Raw genomic sequence first — 20,622 nt, 5'->3', positions numbered from 1 at the left:
GCATCGGCGGATCAGTACGTGCCGATGCCACGGTTGTTACGTTCAATGCAGTCGCGCGTTACGGCAGTTCGACTTCAAGCTGCTTCACGACGGCCGGCAGCGCCGGCACCGGTCCGGTCGCGGCGTAATCCGTCGACAGGCTGACCGCACGCCATGCCTCGGCGTTCTCGGTGCGCGCCTTGTCGCCCGCGCCGCAAAAGTACACGGCATCACTACCGAGCAGCAGATGCGGTGGCAGCGCGTCGTGATACGCGAGCTTCAGCACGACCTGCGCGACCTTCGCGATATCGCTGGCTTCGCGGCCACGGTATTCCTTCAGCATCCCGGTCACCATCCCCACCGATGCTTCGTAGTCCGGCAGCAGCTCCGGCGTCGCGCCGGATGCCTCCGCGCCCCAGCCGGTTTTCATCCCGCCGGGTTCCAGCGCGACCACGTGCACGCCGAACGGCGCCAGTTCCTGACTCAGCACTTCGGTAAAGCCGCCGACTGCCCACTTCGCCGCCTGATACGCGGCAAGCCCCGCCATCCCGACGCGCCCGCCCACCGACGAAATCTGGATGATGTGGCCAGCGCGCTGCTCGCGCAGCACCGGCAACGCCGCGCGCGTCACGTTGACGACCCCGTGGAAATTCGTGTCGATCTGCGCGTGGAAATCGTCCTCGGTGGTTTGTTCGAACGGCACCAGATGACCGAAACCCGCGTTGTTGACGACCACGTCGAGACGTCCGAACGCATCGACGGCGGCCTGCACGGCGGCGCGCGCCGCCGCGGCATCGGTGACGTCCAGCGCGACCGCGCGGATCTGCTCGCCGTAATGCGCGACCAGGTCCGCCAGCTTTCGCGGATCGCGCGCCGTGGCGATTACCCGCTCGCCCGCCTGCAACGCCGTTTCGACGATCTCGCGACCGAGGCCGCGAGCACTTCCGGTAACCAGCCAGACCTTCGACATGATGCGCTCCTTTTGAGAGTTAGTTGAGCAAGTAATCACTCATTAATGCGATAAAAAAAATTACTGCTTCGCGATCGCGTTCCAGAACGCATCGAAGCCAGCCTGACGATAGCGCTCCGCTTCGGCCGGTTCGCGCGCGATGAAATCCATCGTGGTTTCCGCGAGCGAGCTCATGATCGCCGACCGGAAAGCCGGCGGATGATCGCGCAACGCCCCGCTCGCGATGCTCGCCTCGATCATGCCGTTGATGTCGGCGAACGACTTCATGCCGGTGGCGCGCGTGTGTTCGGTCAGCCGCTCCGACACGCCGAGTTGCGCCATGGCCTTGCGTTTCTGCGGCTGCGCGACGCCCCAATCGACGAACTTGTTCCACACGTATTGGACCCGCTCTTTCACGCTGGCGTGCTTCGGGTACGCGCTCATCATCAGGTCGCGCAGTTCGCCCTTGATGTCGAGATACAGCGCGTTCAGCAAGTCATCCTTATTGTCGAAGTACGTGAACAACGTGCCCTCCGCGACGCCCGCGAGTTTCGCGATGCGTGAGGTGGGCGCGCTCAGTCCCTGCTCGGCGATCACCTCGGCGGCGGCGGCGAGGATGGCGTTGCGTTTGTCTTCGCTTTTGGGACGGGCCATGCTGAATCGAATCCGGGTGACGATGTGACGCCCTATCGGCGCCAACCAGCGAACTTCGCTCAGGAAGATCACCGGTTAAATGAGTGATTGCTCAATCATAACGACAGAATCCGAATCGTTCAAGCCACTTTTTTCACGCCGCCTTGCCCGGCCGTCGCACTTCGCATTGCTGCCGCGCCCGAACGTTCGTTTTGCAGCGCAATAAACAGACGATTGAACCTCCCGCCGGATGCCTAAATTTACTCATCTTCTTAGGAAATGACGGCTTCTTCGCTCATCGTGTGCAAGCTTATAGAGATATACCCGATAAGCCTTAAGTCCGCGTCCGCGTATTCCGATATCCGGTAAATGGGATACCCATTTTGTGCCTGACGCCGGCTCGCCATTCGTTGCGGCGAGCCACGTCGGGACCGAGGAGGGGAAATCAACGCGCAGGGCCGCCTGGTAGTACGAAGCGGTCACATAGACGCTCCCATGCCCGGACCTGAGAGTCCATTGCGAACGCTTCTAACGTTTCGTTATTGGAGAACTAATCGTGACACTTAAGCATCTGTCTATCAAAACCAAACTCGTTGCCGGTTTCGGCATGCTATCTGTCATCGTCGTCGTGGTTTCCGGCCTTTCGCTGAAAGCGCTGAGCGATTCGACCGATGGCTTTTCCAGCTTCGTCCACGGCATCAACGCGCGCGCGGACATGGCCGTCCAGGTGCGCACCGCCGTCGACCGGCGCGCGATCGCCGCGCGCAACCTCGTGCTCGTCACCAAACCTCAGGACCTCGAACTTGAGAAAGCCGACGTGCTGCGCGCGCACGAAGACGTGCAGACCGACCTCAAGAAGCTCAACGACATGATCGGGTCCGCGACGGATACGTCGGAGAAGGCCCGCAGTCTCGTCGCCGAGATCAACCGGGTGGAGTCGCTGTACGGTCCGGTCGCGACCGACATCGTCAACCTCGCGCTGACCAACAAACGCGACGAGGCGATCGTGAAGATGGATGAACAATGCCGGCCGCTGCTCGCCGCGCTGATCCGCTCGACCGATGCGTACGCCGAGTACACGCATGGCCGTCAGGAAGAGATGATCAACGACTATGCCGCGCATTACGTGAGCCAACGCAATCTGCTGCTCGCGATCTGCCTGATTGCGGTGGCGCTGGCCGTGATGGCGTGCGTGACGATAACGCGCGCGGTGACCAAACCGCTGCGTTTTGCGATCGATGTCGCGCGGACGGTGTCCGAGGGCGATCTGCGCACGCGGATCACCGTGGATGGCAGCGACGAGACCAGCAAACTGCTGCGCGCGTTGCGCGAGATGAACGAGCGGTTGACGGCGATCGTCGGACGGGTGCGCGACAGCAGCAACAGCATTGCCGGTGCGGCGCGGGAAATTGCGGCGGGCAATATGGATCTGAGTCAGCGTACCGAGCAGCAGGCGGCTTCGTTGCAGGAGACCGCGTCGAGCATGGAAGAGTTGACGTCGACGGTGAAACAGAACGCCGACAACGCGCAGCAAGGCAGCACGCTGGCGGCGAATGCTTCGTCGGTTGCGCACAAAGGCAGCGAGGTGGTTGGGCAGGTGGTCAGCACGATGCACGACATCAGCGAGAGCTCGACGAAGATCGCGGATATCACCGGGATCATCGAAGGGATCGCTTTTCAGACCAATATTCTTGCGCTGAATGCGGCGGTTGAAGCGGCGCGCGCCGGCGAGCAAGGGCGTGGGTTTGCGGTGGTGGCGAGTGAGGTGCGGAGTCTGGCGCAGCGGTCGTCGAGCGCGGCGAAGGAGATCAAGGATCTGATCACCACGTCGGTGGAGAAGATTCGCGATGGGTCCGCGCTGGCCGGTGAGGCCGGGAAGACGATGAGTGAGGTCACGCAGGCGGTGGCGCGGGTGACGGACATCATGGCGGAGATCGCGGCGGCATCGACCGAGCAAAGCCGGGGGATCGAGCAGATCAACCTCGCCATTACGCAGATGGATAACGTGACGCAGCAGAATGCGGCGCTGGTCGAAGAGGCGGCAGCGGCGTCGAAGTCGATGGAGGATCAGGGGGAACGGCTGAACGAGGCGGTGGCGTTTTTTCAGATCGCGAGGGGGGAGGCTGGGGCGGAGGTTGCTTCAGCGGGCGGCGCTTCGCGTAGGGAGGCGGTGCGGTATGCGGGCGGGGCGGGTTCGGGGTTGGCCGCGGGTTCGGGCTCGGGTTCTGCCTCGGCTTTTGCGCGGAAGGTTACGCATGCGAATGCCGTGCCGATGGTTGCGCTGGCGGGAGCGAGTGCGGGTGCTGGTGGCGAGGATGGGTGGGATAAGTTTTGAGAAGCGTCCCTGACGAGCGCCCTGTCTACTTGCCGAGCGTTCGTTCGAAGAAGGTCACGACGCTGGCGTCGAATGTCTCGTGGAACTGTTTGCGGTCGAAGCCGGTTCTGTCCGTGCAGATTTGCGGGACGGCTTGCGCCAGCGCCGGGCTGCATGGCGCGAGAAAGGCGTAGTGCGTGGCGTTCGGGACGATGGTGTACGAGGGCTTCGTGGGGAGGCCTTCGTCCACTGCCTTGGCATCCGCGGGCGTGACGCCGCCGCCGCCGTATTCGCTCGCCCAGAGTTGGAGTGGAAGGGTCACGGTGGAGAGGCCGTCGACGAACATGGCGCCGAAGACTGGGTCGGCTAGAACCATCGCGCGGATTCGAGGGTCGCGAGGGAGCGGTTGTGGCGGCAGTGTGGGGTGTTGGCATACGCCCCAGTCGGGTTCGGCGCGACATTCGATCGCCATTTTTCCCATGTCGGGCTGGCCGCCCGCGAGGACGAGGCCCGTCAACGCGCCTCGGGAAAAGCCGAAGAAGCCAATGCGGTGGGGGTCGATTCGGGATGCGTTTTGCCAGTCGCTCAGCATGAAATCGATCAGGCGCTTGATGTCGGATGGACGGTTGATGAGTAAGGCTGGGAGACTGCCGATCGCGCTGTGGTCGCGGGCGGTGTCGCCAGGGTGGTTGATCGCGGCGACGATGAAGCCGTGGTCGGCCAGGGCTTCGGCGGTGTCGTGGTGGCCGTTGACGTCGCCGCCGGCGCCGTGGGAGATCACGATTAGGGGAAGTGTGCTGGTGCCTGGGATTTGACAGGGAGCGGTGCCGCTGTCTGAAGCGCAGGGATACCAGACTTTGCCGGCCAGGCCGGGGCGGTCAGCGGTTGCGGGGACGCTGATCGATTGGCTGCCTGCTGCCTGTGCGGCGGAGCCTAGTAAGCACAGTGACAGCGTGAAAACACGAGCTATCAGACATTTCATCCGGATGCCTTTTAGTGCGAGTTCGAGAGCGGAGCACGATCGGCGCGACTACGTTTGCAGACAGACGGGCTCTGGCTAGAGCTGATTGTTGCATGCTCTATGCCGCACCTGAGTTCAGGTTGAGCAGAAAACAAAAAAGCCACCCGAAGGTGGCTTTTTCTTGAAACGTTTCTTTCGCAGTAAGGCGTTGCCGCCGTCGCGGGGGCTCGGTACTGCTCCAAGCACCCCACCAGTGTTAACGATTATGCGCGGATAGCTGTCCACTGTCAATCGGCCTCTTCGGCCATTTCTCGGTACAAGTGAGCAAGCTCGGTAACCCTTGCGTCAAGCGTCCCTCCTCCAATTGCTCTATCCCAGTCCCTCGCGATTTCCTCGATGAGTTTGAGCCGCGCGTTTTCTGTTCCCGCCGTCGCGAGTTGAGCTTTCAGATTTTCGACCGACTGCCTGAGCTCGTCGATTTCCGCGCATTCAAGTTTCTTCGCCGAGAGTTCGTCCTTGAGGGAAGAGTAGTCGGTAATTCCAATAGCATGAAGCAAAGCTGATTCGAGCAGCTTAAGCTCGTTTGCGTTCAGCTTTTGCGTATAGTGGACATTCCGACCATCTCTTTCGCGGCCACGAACCAAAAATTTGGACATAGGCGGCAGGATGCGACTGACCGACACCGTTTCCAACATGCTACAGAGAACCCAACTCTGCTTGCCTGAGGAACCATAGAAGGACAGCTTGCTTAATGTCGTCGGGTCCAGTTCAAAACAGGTTTTATCTTGACCGGCTTGCGGATTCGACGTGACCGGAGCGACCTTGACGCGACCACCAGAAACGTTCACGACGACAGCCAGGCGGCGCTTGTGCATCTCCCCTTGTTGCAGGGTGTCACTGTAGCGTTCATTAGTGCGGACCACCCCGTCGTGTCCACCCACGCTCTGAATGAAACCATAGTCGACTTCGACCAATGTGCCGGTCCATAGGACCCGGTTCACTGCCGCACCGGTATTCCGAAGCGTTTGCTCGAGATATACCTCAGGCACTCGCTGATTCAGCTCGCTCAGTTCTACCTTATAGCTTGCGGTGGGATCTCCAGGCGCTGACGTACAGACGACGCTCTCCACATGCCAACGATAGTTGTTGGTTCCAGCGAACTTCTTGACGCAAAAGACCTTGAACGTTTCCGATGAGGGAATCAGTGCCTCTTCGATATCCTCGAAGCTCTCACGACCTCTCAACTGTGGGGTTCGGTTTCCGTTTCCAACTGGATCGTCTACCAGCTCGAAATACTCGACGTTGATCTGCGGCATTTGTTGTTATTCCTGCGAGCGCTTCTAAAGCAGGTGAATGTGCCACAAGTGGGGCTGGGTGAATAGTCGCGACTAACCTCGCTACAGGAGGCGCGGAAATTCTGCCCCCCCCATATTGAAAGACTTCGAATACCCCCTGCGCGTCGACGGACTGGTCGTATAGCGTACGCGCTCTTCTCCGGTAGCGTTTCCTCTTTGAGAACGTCGCGGCCCAGATCAAGAACGCGCCATCCATCGGGCTACTTGTCCATACAGACGTAAAGCGAAGCAATCGCGATCAGGACAATTGCCAAGGCGAACGGCAGGCGAAATTGCGGCTTGGTCTGAGCGACCGAGCGCATGAAACCAGTATCAAGGCGCGCGGGCGAGACAAGAAAAGCCACATACCAAATCAACAGATTCAGAAAAATCGCAACGGCAAACATCGATCGCGTCACGGTGACGAGTGAATAAGCATCCTGCGGAACGATGACACAGATCCATTTTCCGAGCAGAAGTCCAAACATCAACGCGCCGAGAGCATAAGTGTTCAGCATTACCTGATATGCCGCGATCGCAAGCCATTTCTGTCTGGGAACTGCAATCAGAAAACCGGTAAGAACCATACCAAGCACCCCGAAGACATTCCAGATATGCGGCCCAATGCCTTCCTGAATTGAGATTTGCAGATATCTGACTGACCGGTAACGGCCGAGCCAGTCAGTTACGACAACCCCAACTATTGCGGGAAGTGCCCAAGCCGCGAGGACAATGGCGGCTTGCTTTAGCTCACGGCCAGGCCAGAAGTCCGAGCAGTTGAAATGGCACGTGTGACGCCGTACCCAAGCTTGGATTCGATTCAGCAGCACTCGAGCAACGGAGATAGTGGTCGTGTTTTGCATTGGATAAGTGGATCAAAGAACGATGACCTTGATGAGATGAACTCAGAGCTTTATGAGTCAACCAAACTTCAGTTGAGGAAATAGATGGTAGTCGGAAGTGGGGACACACGTCGTGCGACGAACCAGGTAGGATTTTCTTGCAGCCAAATGGCGAGCCAGTTCGGAACGTCATGGGTTGTTTAGCGCGTATCGAAAAACCCATGTTCAAGGCGAGGATAAGCGTGTCGCCAGTATCGTGTAGCAATAGCCGTTGAGTTTGGCTACTTTGGTGTCCACCAAATAAATGGTGGACACCATCGTGGATACGACAACGCAGGCCAAACAGATCAAACGCCCCAACTTCCCGGTGGAATTCAAGCGGCAGCTCGTCGAAGCGACGCTCGTTCCAGAGACGTCTGCTGCACTCATCGCACGCGAGCACGGGTCAATGTCAATCTGCTGTTTAAATGGCGCCGTCACTACCTGGCGGGCGACTATGACCTGCCGGAACCGGGCGACCCACGTCCGAGTTATAAACGTCGGCGCCGACGCGTAAACTGTCGGCATGACTTCTGCTGACACACTGTCCAGACGACTTCGAGGCCCCGAAGGCCGTGCTGCGCGAACGCGACGCGTAACTCAAGCGTATGCAGAACGTGGTCGATTCGCAGAAGGCCGCTATTGCGACAGACAAGGCCGAAATCGAGCATCTGAAGCTGCTCATTGCGAAGCTGCGCCGCATACAGTTCGGACGCGAATGGGAGAAGCTGCACCATCAGATCGAGCAACTCGAACTACGTCTGGAAGAGCTCGAAGCGGATGAAGGTGCCACACCCGTCGAAATCCCCAGAACGCCGCACACCGCACCGGAACAGATGCAGCGTAAGCCGTTGCTGGAGCATCTGTCCGGAGAAATCCAGACACATCCGCCTGAGTCATACCAGAGCTGTACCGAATGCGGTGCCCAGATGAAGCAACTGGGAGACGACGTCTCCGAACAGCTTGAATACGTTCCGGCGAGCTTCTGCGTGATCCGCCATGTGCGCCCCAGGTTTGCCTGTTCGTGCTGCGAGCATATGGCGCAGGCCGCAGCCCCGAGCCGCCCCATCGAACGCGGCATGGCTGGCCCCGGCCTGCTGGCTCACGTACTCGTCTCGAAGTTCGCGGATCACCTGCCGCTCTACCGGCAATCGGTCATGTATGCGCGCGAAGGCGTGGAGCTTGATCGCTCGCTGCTTGCGAAGTGGGTCGGCCACAGTGCTGCGCTACTGCAGCCACTGGTCGACGCGTTGCGCCGACACGTCATGGCGGCAACGAAACTGTACGTCGACGGCACGCCTGTGACAGTGCTGGCGCCAGGTGCCGGCAAGACAAAGAGGGGACGTCTGTGGGTCTATGTGGGCGACGATCGGGCCTCGGGCGACAAGACGCCGCCGGCCGTGTGATTCACCTAGACGCCGGATCGCAAGGGCATCCATCCGCAGGAGCATCTTGAATCGTTTAGCGGCACGTTGCAGGCCGATGCGTACGGCGGCTACCAGGCCATCTACGAAACGGGACGTGTCGCCGAAGCGGCATGCTGGGCCCACGCGCGAAGACAGTTCTACGAACTGCACGCGGCGCGTCCCAATGCGCTGAACACCGAACCGCTCGAGCGCATTGGGGCTTTGTACAAGGTCGAAGATAATATCCGTGGCAAACCGCCCCCACGAACGCCGTGCGTACCGGCAACAGCACGCGCGCCCACTGTTTGATGAGTTGAATGCGTGGCTCACCGCCACATTGGAAACGCTCTCGCGCAAGTCCGATACAAGTCGCGCAATCCTCTATACCTTGAATCGATGGGCGGCGCTCACGCGCTATTGCGAGGACGGCTGCCTTGAGATCGACAACCTGCCGGTCGAACGCGCATTGCGCGGCGTGGCGATTGGCCGTCGCAACTATCTCTTTGCAGGGGCGGACTCAGGTAGTGAGCGTGCCGCAGCGATCTACAGCCTGATCGGCACCGCGAAGCTCAACAATGTCGATCCAGAGGCATACCTGCGCTTCGTACTCGCCCGTGTTGCCGATCATCCCATCAATCGCCTCGATGACCTCACCCCGTGGGCCGTCGCTGCTCAGCTTCCAGCGCGTATGTAATTCAGCGCCGCGTCAAGACGGTATCGGCGACACGCTTACACATGGGACATTAACCATGCGCGAGAGATTGTCGGCGACAGTAAACGAAAAAATCCCGGCAGCCTTATGCTGCCGGGATTTTTTTAGCCTTTTTCAGACGTTTTGATCTATTGGGAGGAGGAGGATCGAACTCCCGACCTTCGCATTGCGAATACGAACAAGTCAGGAGTCACCCGGATAGATTGACATCAATTAACACCCACAACCCATTGTATTTTAACAACTATTCCAAAACCAATCATCCATACACGTTGATCTAAATACCTTCGCTACCGCATAATCGGGTTACACAGCGGTTACACGGGATTGCCGACTCATAAACAGGAGGCTCGGTGGCGAAGGTCAATTTCACTGCGGCGCGGGTAGAAGCCCATCGCTGCGCCGAAGGTAAATCACAATCGTTTCTTTGGGACAGCAAGACCCCAGGGCTAGGTTTACGCGCTACATCAGGCGGTGCAAAAGCTTACATTTTTCAAGGGAAGATCCACGGCTCGACGGTGCGGATGACGATCGGCGATCCGAGAAGTTGGACGATTGATGTTGCGCAAGAGCGCGCACGTAGCCTCCAGACGCTTATCGATGGCGGCATCGATCCGCGGGAACAGGAGGCTGAGCAGAAGGCAGCACATGAGGCTCGACGTGCTGCAAAGCACCGTCAGGATGTGACGGTCGGCGAAGCGTGGGAACAGTATCTGGAGCATCTGCGAACGAAGATTTCACCGAAGACAAAGAAGCCTAGGTCAGAGAGATACATTCTCGACCATATCAACCTCTCGTCACCCGGCGGCGGCATTGCAAAACGCGGCGGTAAAGAAAAGGTCCGCGGCCCATTGGCCCCGCTTATTCCGCTGAAATTGACAGACATAACGGCAACATCGATGTCTCAGTGGCTTGAGGGTGAAATACCTCGGGGTCCAACGAATGCCGGTCATGCATTCGGCCTCTTCAAGGCATTCATTCGATGGTGTGACACGCACGAGATGTACGCGGGCATCATCTTGCACGAGGCTTATTCTTCGCCAAAGGTCAAGGGCATTCTCCCTCGTAGCGCCGCTAAAGATGATTGCCTTCAGCGGGAACAATTGTCTGTTTGGTTTAGTGCAGTGCGCAGCATTGCGAACCCCGTAATCAGCGCATACCTTCAAGGGCTCTTAATCACGGGTGCCCGTCGGGAAGAACTGGCCGCGCTGCGTTGGGAAGATGTGGACTTCCGATGGCGCAGTTTGACCATGAACGATAAGGTTGAAGGTACCGGTGGTCGGACCATTCCACTCACTCCGTATCTTTCGGGCCTACTGTTACATCTTCAGCGTCTGAACGAGATACCTCCCAATAAACGTCAAACCAATCGCCTCGCTGAAAGACGTGAGCAATGGGAACCATCGGAATGGGTCTTCGCCAGCAAAACAGCATCGGACGGAAAGATAGCTGAACCGCGTCACGCGCACAATCGCGCGTTGGAACCAACAGGTTTGCCGCATATTTCGCTGCATGGACTGCGCCGGTCATTCGGCACGCTTTCGGAGTGGGTGGAGGTCCCCGTCGGCGTTGTCGCACAGATCCAAGGACATAAGCCATCAGCAATCGCCGAAAAGCACTACCGCCGACGCCCGCTCGACCTGCTGCGCATGTGGCACGACAAGATTGAAGCCTGGATGCTTGAGCAAGCGCAAATTTCGTTCGAGCCAAAGAGTTAAGACACTGCGGCTTCACTTCTTGGCAGGCTTAGTCTCGATCTGTGGACATGCTGCTCACGCGGCGACGGGTAGGATCTAGCTCATCTGCAACCGTCGCCGCCCATTCGCGCCAAGCGCTGTATCCGTCCGCGGGCCGAGCAGCGCTTCCTAACCTGCTATCGAGCAACGCGAGATAGGCACGGATCAGTTCCGCACGTTGCCAACTCTCGACTTCTAGAAGCAACGCTTCGCGTCGTCGAGCCTCTTCCTCGACCTTCCTTTTTGCTTCCTTTCGCTGCCGTTCATCTTCCTGTCGACTGATTTCAGCCTCTTTCCATTTCCGGTCACGTTCGGCCCATTCGATGATCCTTTCGAGAGAGCCACGATGTCGATAGTCGATGGCCGCAAGAATGCGTTCAAGCTGGCATTCGAGCGGTTGATCCGGAAGGTCCGGTAGCTCTGTGTGACCTGTGCCTTGCTGCTCGACAAATAGCGCAAGCTTTCCAGTGGGGGTCAGCGTTCGCACGGGTTCGCGAGACTTGTCCCAGCTGTTGATACGGTATCGAGTATCCCGAGTCAGCTTTTCGGTGACGCGAATCTCAACATAGGCGCCATCTTTCGACAACTTTAATCGCTCGTCACCATTTGTCATCTCGACTGCGTATCCGCCAAGCCCTGCCGAATGGCAGATTATGTTGAGCACCGACAGCCCTCGTTTATAACTACCTAAGGACAGACGTGCAACAAGCTTGCGATGCGTGGCAGTCAGCAGCAGTTGACCGGCGTCACAAAAGTACTCCCAGCTTCCATATGTGGCAGCGGTATCAGGTGGATAACGCTTTCCCGGATGAGCCTGCTCCCACTCATGTCGCTTTTTAAGGCGATCGGCACGAGAAGCGTCTTTTGCCATTTGGTCGCGCAATCCCTTGATAGCGCGATGCCAATCTTGCCGTTCCTGCGCAGTCTCAATCAAATCGCTGGCATTTCGCCGCGCCCGCTCGCGGGTTCGCACGCCTACGCCCCGTCTCGGACGATCGACTACAGCTTCGATCGCCGAAGTAGCCGTCATAATTTGTTGTGCCGACATAGGCGGAAGTGCGGGCCGCGCTACTGCACGCCCTAGTTCAACGCGCGTCCAATGCCCTGGTGCAGGCACCGGCACGTGAAGAGCGTCACATACTCGCCGAACATCGGCGCCAGAAATGCCGTATTTCTCGCCGACGCGCACCATTGGAGCGGTCCACACCTCCCCGAATAGTTGCTCGCGATTGAATAAAGTCGAAATCCCGGCGTCTGCCATCGGCGTTCCTCTTTGTTCTAAGCAATCGAAGTTTACGTTCGATCATAGCCACCGACGTAGCAAGGTAGAGAAGGGCGTAGGCGGAACGAGTCATCCTTTCTCACAATTTGCTTTCAAGTCCTTGGGGCTGCATTTTGTCGAGGGATATTGACGATCGCCGCATATTGGGAGCACTGTTTCGAAACTCAGTTTCGCGCCCGCTGGGCGCGATGCCGGGAAAAAGAAAATGATGGCGGGGGCGATGATGAGAGAGCATCAATCCAAACGAGAACATCTTACGATCTATCTGGTCAGGGATGCGAAGCTGAAAGACGACCAAATCGTCAAAACCGACCGAGCAAAGCCGCCTATTGACTTGAAAATCAGCGAGGGAAAGGCCAGCCTTTACGCCAAGAAAAGCTCGCGTCCGAAATTGCCAGACTGGGCTCCGTTTCTCGTCCGCAACCAAGACGTGCCGCCCGATCTTTTCGAGGGTAACCGGTCCGAGGGAGCCGTCCTGCTGGTCCGGCACGCCGGCGCGGTCTTCGCGCTCTCATTCGGGATGGGGCACCACCTCATCAACCTTGACCTCGCCGATCGGGACTTCGGCTTGCGTGTGACGCTCAATTCGATCGACCCGCAAAAGCTGCGCAGCCTCGACAAGGCGAGCCACGAGGTCAATTCGTTGCACATACGGAGCCAAAGCTCGCGAGACGCCGATATATTCGATTTGAATATCGACCCCGAGCTCGACATGGTCCATGCGGTCACAGGCACATCTGAGGTCGCGCTCTTCGGCGAGCACATTAGTGGCCGCGACGCGCTGACCATCAACCCACCAGCGACTCTCGACGACCTACCAGAGATTCTGGCCGAGGCACTGGCCCACCGGGACAAGCCGCTCCCCGAGCGATTCGCCTGGATAGACAATGTTCATCGAGTCCGCGATTCAACGATGATCGAATGCCTCGACGACGCGCTCACCGACGCCCTGCAATCCAATCCCCGACCGGAGAACCTCTGGCTTGGGGAACCGGAGATTGTCGATTGGGAAAAGCAGTCCGGCTACTCGTTCGACCAGCGGTCCAAGACAGCGCACCACCGCACGCTCCAACTCGACCAGTTGCTCGACTACATCGCCGAGCATGGCGACAAACCTAACGCGACACTGCTCCGATCCATCTCCGTCCACGTGAACGATGCAAACTACCAGTCGATCAAAAGCTGGGCGGCCTATCGGTGCCTATACGCGGAACTCCCCATGGGCGACGAGACCTTTATTCTACGCAACGGCCTGTGGTATGAAGTCAGCCGCAAGTTCGTCGATGAGATAGACGCTCACTTCAAGCGGCTCGAAGTTGACTCGGCGAAGATGCCCGTCTACCAACACGCCAATGAAGGGCTATACAACGCGAGCGTCGCAACGGAGAACTCAGGATACGAGCTGCTCGACAAGAAAAACATTTCGTTTGGCAACGCTTACGACAAGATCGAATTTTGCGACCTCGTGCGCGACGGACGCGATCTCATCCACGTGAAGCTCTATAGGAGCTCGGCCACGCTCAGCCACCTCTTCGCCCAAGGAAGCGTGTCGGCCGAGACCTTCATGCGCCATGAGGAGTTTCGGGTCAAGCTCAACGAAAAGCTCCCCGCCAGCATCAAGCTCGACGACCCTCTCGCGCGTCCTAAGGCCGAGAACTATCGGATCATCTACGCCATCGCAACCACGAAGGATCTTCCAAAAGATCTGCCGTTCTTTTCGAAGATCACGCTCAAGAACGCCATCATCGGCTTGAACGGGCTTGGCTTCGGAGTCGCGCTAGCACGCATCGACGTCGATCCAGTCTTTCTGAAAACCGCCAACTATAAGCCCGCTAGAAATGCGGCCGGAGCATCGAGGCCGGCGAGGAAGCCGAGACAGACCGCACAACGCGGAGGCATTCATCCCCCACCTGCGACCCCGCCCGCCGCATGACTTTCGCCGCCGATCGACAGGTAATTTCTTGGGAGCGAGTCAAGGCCAGGGCAGCCCGGCAATGCCAGCCTTCGACACATGCATTGGCGAAGAGGGCAAAGCGGCTCCGCTTCCTGCTTCTGTCGCGATGTACTCACTTCGACACACGGCCATCAGTGAGATGATCGCGAACGGCATCGACAATTTTGAAGTCGCGCCTATGGCGGGTACGTCAACCGAGATGATCGATAAACACTATGGGCATCTTCGACATGACCGAACGTGGGCGAAGTTGGACGCGATAGCGATCCTGTAGCTACGGGCAGTCGAATACGCACAAAACGCGATGCGCGCAAGATGGGCGATCCATTGATTCGACGATCGCCCCAAGGGTTTCGCTTTCGCGAGAGGAGTCGCGCTGCCCCCCTAGACCAGCCATCGACCAATAGGCCGGCATGCAACCGTCATCTAAAAGATGTGATCGTGTAACCGTGATATAAATCTCTCTGGGTCGAATATCGGACATCGACTCATTCAAGCACTGGCAACACGCTGAAAGCGGTGACAAATTCCTCAATACCTCGACTAAGCTGCTGAACGAAATTCCGCTCCGCAATGGGATCCGGCAACAGTTGCGCAGCACTTACCAGATAGCCAGCACCGGTGTGGGCAAAGCCTGAACGTTTCGTTGTTAGTAAGTCGAGATCGTTACGTAGATTGACGAAATTTTCCTCTGTATCGAAACCCAGCTTATCGAAAAGTTTGCTCAGGTCCGCCTTATTCAGTCCGTTATTCTTTCCAACTTCATTACGCTTTGCCGCGAGGCACGCACGCGCAAACGCAAACGCCTGATTCGCAGCGTTAATATCAACGACCGGCTTCATCGCGCAAACGTCAAGCAGGTCCTTCCTACGCCTGTCTTGACTAGGCACAAGCTTTCCAAAGCAGCCCTTCAAGGTCCCGGCAAACTGCTTATTAGAAACCGGCTTTCCTTTTTTCAACTCCCCTTTTATGCGCACAGAAAGTTCTTCAATGGTTGCGATAAGATACAGCGAACAGCCTTCGATGAAATCCTCTGTTTCTGCATAAGCAAGGATCACAAATGCCTTCGTTTTATCCAACTCTTTTTCTGGCAAAGGTTCGCCCCGCTTCGATATGCCAACACCACCTTCAATCAAATGTTCGAGAGATTTCAGCCTACGCTGATATTTTTCCAATGGCCTCACAAGCGCGTCCAAAATCCGTTACTCCAGGCCAAATGTGATGTCGCAACCTGTAGCCTTGTTAACGATCGAGATAAAACGCGTGAACCGAGTTCTAGTCGCATCAAGGCTTTTGGTTGTGCTCTCAACAGATTTCCTAAACTGTGGATTTAGTGACAGGAGCTCAAATTCGCTCTTTAACTTTTTCGCCTTTGCTGGTTGCTTGAGTGCCTTGCAGACATCCGGCTCGGCCAATGCGTACGCGACGACGTCAAACACCGCTCGATTCAACCTTGTCTCGTAACCCGTTTTCAGGTATTTTCTGAACGCATTTTCCTCGCCGAAGACCTCGAGGGCCATGGTTATGCCGGCTTCAAGGTTCCTGCATTCCTGTTCTACCACCGCCTTTTGTTCCATCCAATTTTGATTCAAGAAATCGCAGGTGTCGTCGAGAAACACTTTTAGGTTCCCGCGATAGGCAGACGCCCTCAACCGAAACGCTATATACCGGATGAATAGTTCCACGTCACGCATCCGGAAGTCAGGTCCCTTCAGCCCTAGTATTTTCCGCAAACCCACGCTCTTGCCCGAATAATCGTCAGCGAAGGACGTGAACGGGCCGTGTTTCAGCGCCTGTCGTAGCTCCTGCGGCGAAAGCGGCAAGCTTCCTTGGTTAAGCCGCACAAAGATACTGTACAAAAATTCCTCTGACTGCCAACTCGATACCACGACAGAGCGGATGGTAGCGTTCTCGAGTACCGCTAGGTCCTCCACTAACTTACGATTTTTAACACCGCGTTTAATTGAGGACAGTGTCTGGCCGTTCCAATCTTTCTTAATAGCTAATCCGGTTAATTTGAGCGGCTCAAGGGTGAGTGGAGTGCGCCCAATTTTCTTGACGCCAAAAAATTGCGCGAGTGTCATTAAGCGTTGTTTTCCATCGAGCACCAATAGTTTGTTCGCTTGCGACGGATCACGCGCAAGCACTATCTGCGGCACTGGGTAGCGGAGCGCGAGCGACTCGATGAACTGGCTACGCCGGAGGTCCGTCCACGCGAATCGCCGCTGGAATTGTGGGCTAAGGTCGATGTTGCCCTTTTGAATCTGACTAACGATAGTCTCAACCGTCCAGTCAGTGGTCGTAATAGCGCTTTCGGACACCGCCTCAAGCAGCGGCTCCTCCTGCTCGTCAGCAATCTCGTCGTACTCATCGGACTGTTCGATCTCAAGGTTAATTGCATGAGTCGACCTGCTCAATCTTCTTGTGGTCATGTTGGCTCGGTACCAGTAGTTGGCCGTGAATTTCCGTTCGGTGGGGGAAGTTTAGCAAGAACAAGCGCCACGAAACGTGCCCGGCCAGTATGCGTGGCGGCCGCTCTCACCACAAAGGCTGGGAACTTGAGCCCTACGCCCCCTCAACCCCATTGACGCTCGCCGCGCGACCCGCAAATGCGATGGCAGTAAAAACGGTTAACGGCAAAAATCGAAACATCTTGTATTGAAAGCAAACAGCGCCCTCTCAAGCGGCTACAAAAAGCATAGCGACGGAAGTCCAACTACTACTACCGGCGTGCGGATGACATGGGCGAACTCTCGGCCCAATCCACGTAAACGATTCGCAAACATTTGCGGCCAAATCTTGGGATCGACAAATAATGCTATCTGCAGGTATTATTGATCTTATTTGCCGACCGGACCGGCGCGGTGGAAAATACAATCGTCGAGGCGACATTCCGCGAATTGCTTGTCGCGAACTCCATTGACTCCGTGGCTGCCGTAGGCCGGGAAGGCGGGTTCGTTGTCACGATTGGCTACGGCGGCACCGAAAGAATTCTCGCCAGTGCACGAGGCAGCGCTCGCGTTTTTCCCAATCTCACGAAGCTTGCAACCTTTTTGCGAAACCTCGGTGCTGCTACGTTCATCGTCAAAACCGAAGGTTACGTAACCGGCAGAGTGCGAAAAGCGCGTCCCGACCGAGCGGCTGCGCTTCGAAAGACACGAACTACCCCGCGACAAATAAGCTTGCTTGAGGAAAACAAATGACGCCGTTCAAGGTGGTAGATCTTTTCGCCGGCGCAGGCGGCTTGTCGGAGGGATTCCGGCAAGCAGGTTTCGCAGTTGTCGCCGGGTCAGATAACGACCCGGACGCGACGGCGACTTACGCGACAAATTTTCCCGAGGCCACGGTTATCACTGGCGATATTCGTTCGACAGACATAAAAGAACGAATTCTCTCCGTAGCGCGAAACGCAGACGTACTGGTAGGTGGACCGCCATGTCAGGCCTTTTCACAAGTCCGCAACCATACGCGAATGATCGATGATCCGAGAAACAGTCTCTATCGAGAGTTCGTCGATGTGCTAGGGCAGACGCTACCCCCAGCGTTCGTCGTCGAGAATGTCACAGGAATGGACCAGATGGGAGTCCGCGAGCAAATCGCTACTGACCTCTCTCTAGACGGTGCGTACAACGTGCATCCGCAGATTCTCGACGCCGCTGATTTTGGCGTTCCGCAGACAAGAAAACGACTCCTCTTTATCGGTGTCCGGGCAGGAACGGGTATGGACGTGCCCTTGTTGAACGGATCCGGAGCGACCGAATCAATCGCGCTGACGAGGTTCACTGGGAAGCGAAAACCTAGGTATCAGGTAGTTGTCCAACAGCACATCAGAAGCTTGCGGACGGGCGAAGCGTTGTCCAACTTCGACAACCTCTCTGCAGTAACTGCCGCCGAAGCGATCGGCGATCTAGTCAGCCTTCCCACGGGCAACCGCGCCGACGCTATGCCATATAGCCAGGTCGGCAAGCCGAATAGTGCATACCAGCGTGCGATGCGCGAGGGTTCCGGCAAAATCTTGATGAATGTTCAAGTTCCACGGATCAATGCAGATACTGAGTTGCGGCTGAACGGAATTCCTCCGGGCGGCAACTATCGAGATCTTGAAGAGGAACTGTTGGAACGTTACCTAACTGGTCAAAAATGGGGGCAAAGCAACGGCTCTGGCAAATTGTCACGACGACACTTCTATGCCTACCGACGGCTACATCCAGACATTTGGGCTTGGACGTTAAACACGAAGGGCGATTCCGTCTACCACTACGCGGTAGCTCGAGCGCTGTCGGTCCGGGAATTTGCACGTCTGCAATCGTTTCCCGACCGATTTGTCTTCACCACGGACTCTCGTCGAGGAATGATCGATGGCCGCCATGACGGTGGCCCCGCGCATTCTCGATACAGGCAAGTGGGCAATGCCGTGCCTCCCCTACTTGCACGTGCAGTAGCGCAAAGACTTCTCGCAGAACTAAGCGCTGCATTTCCGCAACAGCGACGCCGGACCAAGGCGCGAGCATGATGGCAGAAGAAAATCAGCAAACTGAAAATAATGGGGCAGTTAAATCAGCCTTTGGCGCCAAGAATCGGCTGCGATTAATCGACGCGTATTTTTCTGAGCAGAATGCCGCCGACATTACGCCTGCCAAGGCTTGGGCGCATGTCTATCGGTTACTCCTGTGGGTCGATCAGACAACGGGGCTTGGGCACTGCTACGAGAGCGATAAAAGTCAGCCGGGAAAGCGTTGGTACGCAAGGTCTCTTGCCTTTCATGAGTGGGTTTCCGATGCCCTGGAAACATCACCGAACGAGCTCGCGAAGCACATCGACTGGCTTTTCTTGCGAGCAGCAGAAGATTTGGCAGCCGACGTTATCCGCAAGGCCGCAAGAATCACAGCAAGGGCGCAAGCGCAACGCAAGCCGTACGAAGGGCGTGGGTTTCCTCGTCCTGGAGAAGATCCGGAGCTTGTTGCTATCGTAAAAGAGATGCTAGGCAATCATCTGAACACGGAGCCATCGCCCGAAGTCTGGGGTCTCCTCGTCCAGCGGATCCGTCAATATCTTACGCTCGACAATAAACGCAAAAACTTGGTAGGCGAAGGTTTTGAAGATGTGCTTTCGGAGGTCATCCGACGCACCTGCCGCCGCGACGATCTGCAAATTCACACGCGGCGGGCCCTCCACGAACTTCCGGGTTTCAACCGAGCCCGCACTGGCGACAAGCCCAACAAAGTCGATGTTGCAGCGATTCGCCCAGGAATGCGCACGCTCGTAACAGCAAAATGGAGCGTGCGGGCAGACCGCGAAAAACAATTCACGACGGACTTTGCCGACTACATTGCCGCGGAATCAGACCGCAAGCCCTTCGAATATGTGTTCGTGACTAACGAATTTGACCCAGCTCGTCTGATGCGTGCCTGCGAGCAGCTCTCCGGCAACGCATTGATGTTCAATCACGTTGTACATATCAGTACGGACGCCATTAAAGCCACGTATGGACAGCTTAACGCCGAAAGAGGCGAAGCTGATTCAATGCAGCATGTCATCAAATATATTGACGATGGACGGTTGATCAGCTTGGAACGCTGGCTTTCCGAACTTTGCGCAGCAACCTGACCTGTGTATGGCTGTTAGCAGAAGCGAGAACATGCGGCGGATCCGAAGCAAGAACACCGCGCCCGAGCTTGCTGTGCGAAAACTGCTGCGGGAACTCGGTCACACAGGCTATCGGATTCACCGCAAAGACTTGCCGGGAAAACCAGACATTGCCTTCTTAGGCAAACGGAAAGCCATCTTGGTACATGGATGCTTCTGGCATGGACATAATTGCGAAGAGGGGGCGCGACGCCCGAAATCGAATGAAGGCTACTGGTCAGCAAAGATTGTGGGTAACCAGTTGCGTGACGTAGCTCACGCTGAGAGCCTAGACGCACTGGGATGGTCGGTATTGACACTATGGGAATGTGAGCTTCGAGACAGAGCAACACTGATCGCCAAAATCGCGGCCTTCATGAGCGGTCCGTGATGGATTCGACTCAGCAACGGCATCCTTACGGTCAAGGAGCCATTTTAGGTGCCCCGACCAGACGTGTGTGCTCCACACCTTACGGCTGACATGCCATCAGCGCTTGCGCTTGACCGCCTCTCGGATACCCTTTTCACTCGTCTCGCCGGTTTTATCCCGCATCGTTTTGAGCGTTGTGTTCGGACCGAACCCAGGAATCGGCTGCGGTAAGTTCTTGTTCTTCGTGTTGCCGTGCTTCTGCTCGATCTGCCCATTCTTATCACGATGGCGACCATCCAATCCTGGCTGCTTCATCTCTTCGCCCCTTTTTCATCGAGAGAACCGCAATAGACTGCTTGGTAACGCGCTCGATTACACGCACAACGCGAACGCCAGCACAAATACCCCAAACCGTCGACCGGCAGAAACAACCCAGTCATGCTTAGTTGGCGGATACCTCAAACGCCCTCTCGCACCCGACAAGAC

General features: G+C 56.9%; 17 protein-coding genes and 1 pseudogene. 9 read left to right on the top strand and 9 right to left on the bottom strand.

Features of this window, described 5'->3' with window-relative positions; genetic code table 11:
• Positions 1–58: 58 nt before the first annotated feature.
• Together LFL96_RS01235 and LFL96_RS01230 are read right to left on the bottom strand one after the other, a co-directional pair.
• A complete protein-coding gene (locus LFL96_RS01235) occupies positions 59–949 on the bottom strand; it encodes an SDR family NAD(P)-dependent oxidoreductase (protein WP_280997128.1) in 891 nt (296 codons plus the stop codon).
• Positions 950–1,009: 60 nt separating this feature from the next.
• A complete protein-coding gene (locus LFL96_RS01230; RefSeq protein WP_280997126.1) occupies positions 1,010–1,582 on the bottom strand; it encodes a TetR/AcrR family transcriptional regulator in 573 nt (190 codons plus the stop codon).
• A 586-nt stretch (positions 1,583–2,168) separates the two neighbouring features.
• Between LFL96_RS01230 and LFL96_RS01225 the strand changes: the two genes are divergently transcribed.
• Positions 2,169–3,896 carry a methyl-accepting chemotaxis protein gene (locus LFL96_RS01225; RefSeq protein WP_280997124.1) on the top strand — a complete coding sequence of 576 codons (1,728 nt, stop codon included), beginning with the start codon at positions 2,169–2,171 and terminating at the stop codon, positions 3,894–3,896.
• Between the two features lie 25 nt (positions 3,897–3,921).
• Here LFL96_RS01225 and LFL96_RS01220 read toward each other — a convergent pair whose 3' ends face one another.
• From LFL96_RS01220 to LFL96_RS01210, 3 genes are all read right to left on the bottom strand, one after another.
• Positions 3,922–4,656: a hypothetical protein gene (locus tag LFL96_RS01220; RefSeq protein ID WP_280997122.1), complete on the bottom strand. Its 735-nt coding sequence runs from the start codon at positions 4,654–4,656 to the stop codon at positions 3,922–3,924.
• 467 nt (positions 4,657–5,123) lie between these two features.
• Entirely contained in the window at positions 5,124–6,152 is a 1,029-nt protein-coding gene (locus tag LFL96_RS01215; protein WP_280997120.1) for a type II toxin-antitoxin system PemK/MazF family toxin, read from the bottom strand.
• A 239-nt stretch (positions 6,153–6,391) separates the two neighbouring features.
• Positions 6,392–7,033: a hypothetical protein gene (locus tag LFL96_RS01210; RefSeq protein ID WP_280997119.1), complete on the bottom strand. Its 642-nt coding sequence runs from the start codon at positions 7,031–7,033 to the stop codon at positions 6,392–6,394.
• 626 nt (positions 7,034–7,659) lie between these two features.
• Between LFL96_RS01210 and LFL96_RS01205 the strand changes: the two are divergent.
• The 3 genes and pseudogenes from LFL96_RS01205 to LFL96_RS01200 all read left to right on the top strand — a co-directional run bounded on the left by LFL96_RS01205 (position 7,660) and on the right by LFL96_RS01200 (position 10,887).
• A pseudogene (locus LFL96_RS01205) lies at positions 7,660–8,982 on the top strand (IS66 family transposase).
• Entirely contained in the window at positions 8,933–9,151 is a 219-nt protein-coding gene (locus tag LFL96_RS37045) for a transposase domain-containing protein (RefSeq protein ID WP_348638407.1), read from the top strand. Before LFL96_RS01205 ends, LFL96_RS37045 begins: the two are co-directional and overlap by 50 nt.
• A 371-nt stretch (positions 9,152–9,522) precedes the next feature.
• Positions 9,523–10,887 carry a tyrosine-type recombinase/integrase gene (locus LFL96_RS01200; RefSeq protein WP_280997117.1) on the top strand — a complete coding sequence of 455 codons (1,365 nt, stop codon included), beginning with the start codon at positions 9,523–9,525 and terminating at the stop codon, positions 10,885–10,887.
• A gap of 28 nt (positions 10,888–10,915) precedes the next feature.
• On the opposite strand, the gene LFL96_RS01195 is transcribed toward LFL96_RS01200, so the two are convergent.
• Positions 10,916–12,166, bottom strand: a complete 1,251-nt coding sequence (locus LFL96_RS01195) for a hypothetical protein (protein ID WP_280997115.1) — start codon at positions 12,164–12,166, stop codon at positions 10,916–10,918.
• 241 nt (positions 12,167–12,407) lie between these two features.
• Here LFL96_RS01195 and LFL96_RS01190 point away from each other — a divergent pair, with 241 nt between their 5' ends.
• Complete coding sequence (locus LFL96_RS01190) at positions 12,408–14,120, top strand: TIGR04141 family sporadically distributed protein (protein ID WP_280997113.1); 1,713 nt, start codon at positions 12,408–12,410, stop codon at positions 14,118–14,120.
• A gap of 509 nt (positions 14,121–14,629) precedes the next feature.
• Here LFL96_RS01190 and LFL96_RS01185 read toward each other — a convergent pair.
• Together LFL96_RS01185 and LFL96_RS01180 are read right to left on the bottom strand one after the other, a co-directional pair.
• Positions 14,630–15,337: a hypothetical protein gene (locus tag LFL96_RS01185; RefSeq protein ID WP_280997111.1), complete on the bottom strand. Its 708-nt coding sequence runs from the start codon at positions 15,335–15,337 to the stop codon at positions 14,630–14,632.
• Positions 15,338–15,343: 6 nt separating this feature from the next.
• Entirely contained in the window at positions 15,344–16,573 is a 1,230-nt protein-coding gene (locus LFL96_RS01180; RefSeq protein ID WP_280997109.1) for a DUF262 domain-containing protein, read from the bottom strand.
• A gap of 432 nt (positions 16,574–17,005) precedes the next feature.
• On the opposite strand from LFL96_RS01180, the gene LFL96_RS01175 reads away from it, so the two are divergent.
• From LFL96_RS01175 to LFL96_RS01160, 4 genes are read left to right on the top strand one after another with little or no spacing between them, the layout of a single operon-like run.
• Positions 17,006–17,344 carry a hypothetical protein gene (locus tag LFL96_RS01175; protein ID WP_280997107.1) on the top strand — a complete coding sequence of 113 codons (339 nt, stop codon included), beginning with the start codon at positions 17,006–17,008 and terminating at the stop codon, positions 17,342–17,344.
• Positions 17,341–18,654, top strand: coding sequence for a DNA cytosine methyltransferase (locus LFL96_RS01170; protein ID WP_280997105.1), 1,314 nt, complete (start codon positions 17,341–17,343; stop codon positions 18,652–18,654). The genes LFL96_RS01175 and LFL96_RS01170 overlap by 4 nt, the downstream gene beginning before the upstream one ends.
• The gene (locus LFL96_RS01165) at positions 18,651–19,748 is read left to right on the top strand and encodes a hypothetical protein (RefSeq protein WP_280997103.1); all 1,098 of its coding nucleotides are present in this window, start codon (positions 18,651–18,653) and stop codon (positions 19,746–19,748) included. The genes LFL96_RS01170 and LFL96_RS01165 overlap by 4 nt, the downstream gene beginning before the upstream one ends.
• A gap of 7 nt (positions 19,749–19,755) precedes the next feature.
• Positions 19,756–20,157 (top strand): very short patch repair endonuclease, encoded by a 402-nt coding sequence (locus LFL96_RS01160; protein WP_348638406.1) that lies wholly within the window; start codon positions 19,756–19,758, stop codon positions 20,155–20,157.
• Between the two features lie 96 nt (positions 20,158–20,253).
• Here LFL96_RS01160 and LFL96_RS01155 read toward each other — a convergent pair whose 3' ends face one another.
• On the bottom strand, positions 20,254–20,451 hold the full coding sequence (locus LFL96_RS01155) for a hypothetical protein (protein WP_280997101.1): 198 nt from the start codon (positions 20,449–20,451) through the stop codon (positions 20,254–20,256).
• Between the last annotated feature and the right edge of the window lie 171 nt (positions 20,452–20,622).

Source organism: Paraburkholderia sp. D15 (assembly GCF_029910215.1).
Classification (GTDB): domain Bacteria; phylum Pseudomonadota; class Gammaproteobacteria; order Burkholderiales; family Burkholderiaceae; genus Paraburkholderia.
The sequence above is the reverse complement of the archived record's forward strand: the minus strand, read 5'-3'. Positions and strand labels throughout refer to the sequence as shown.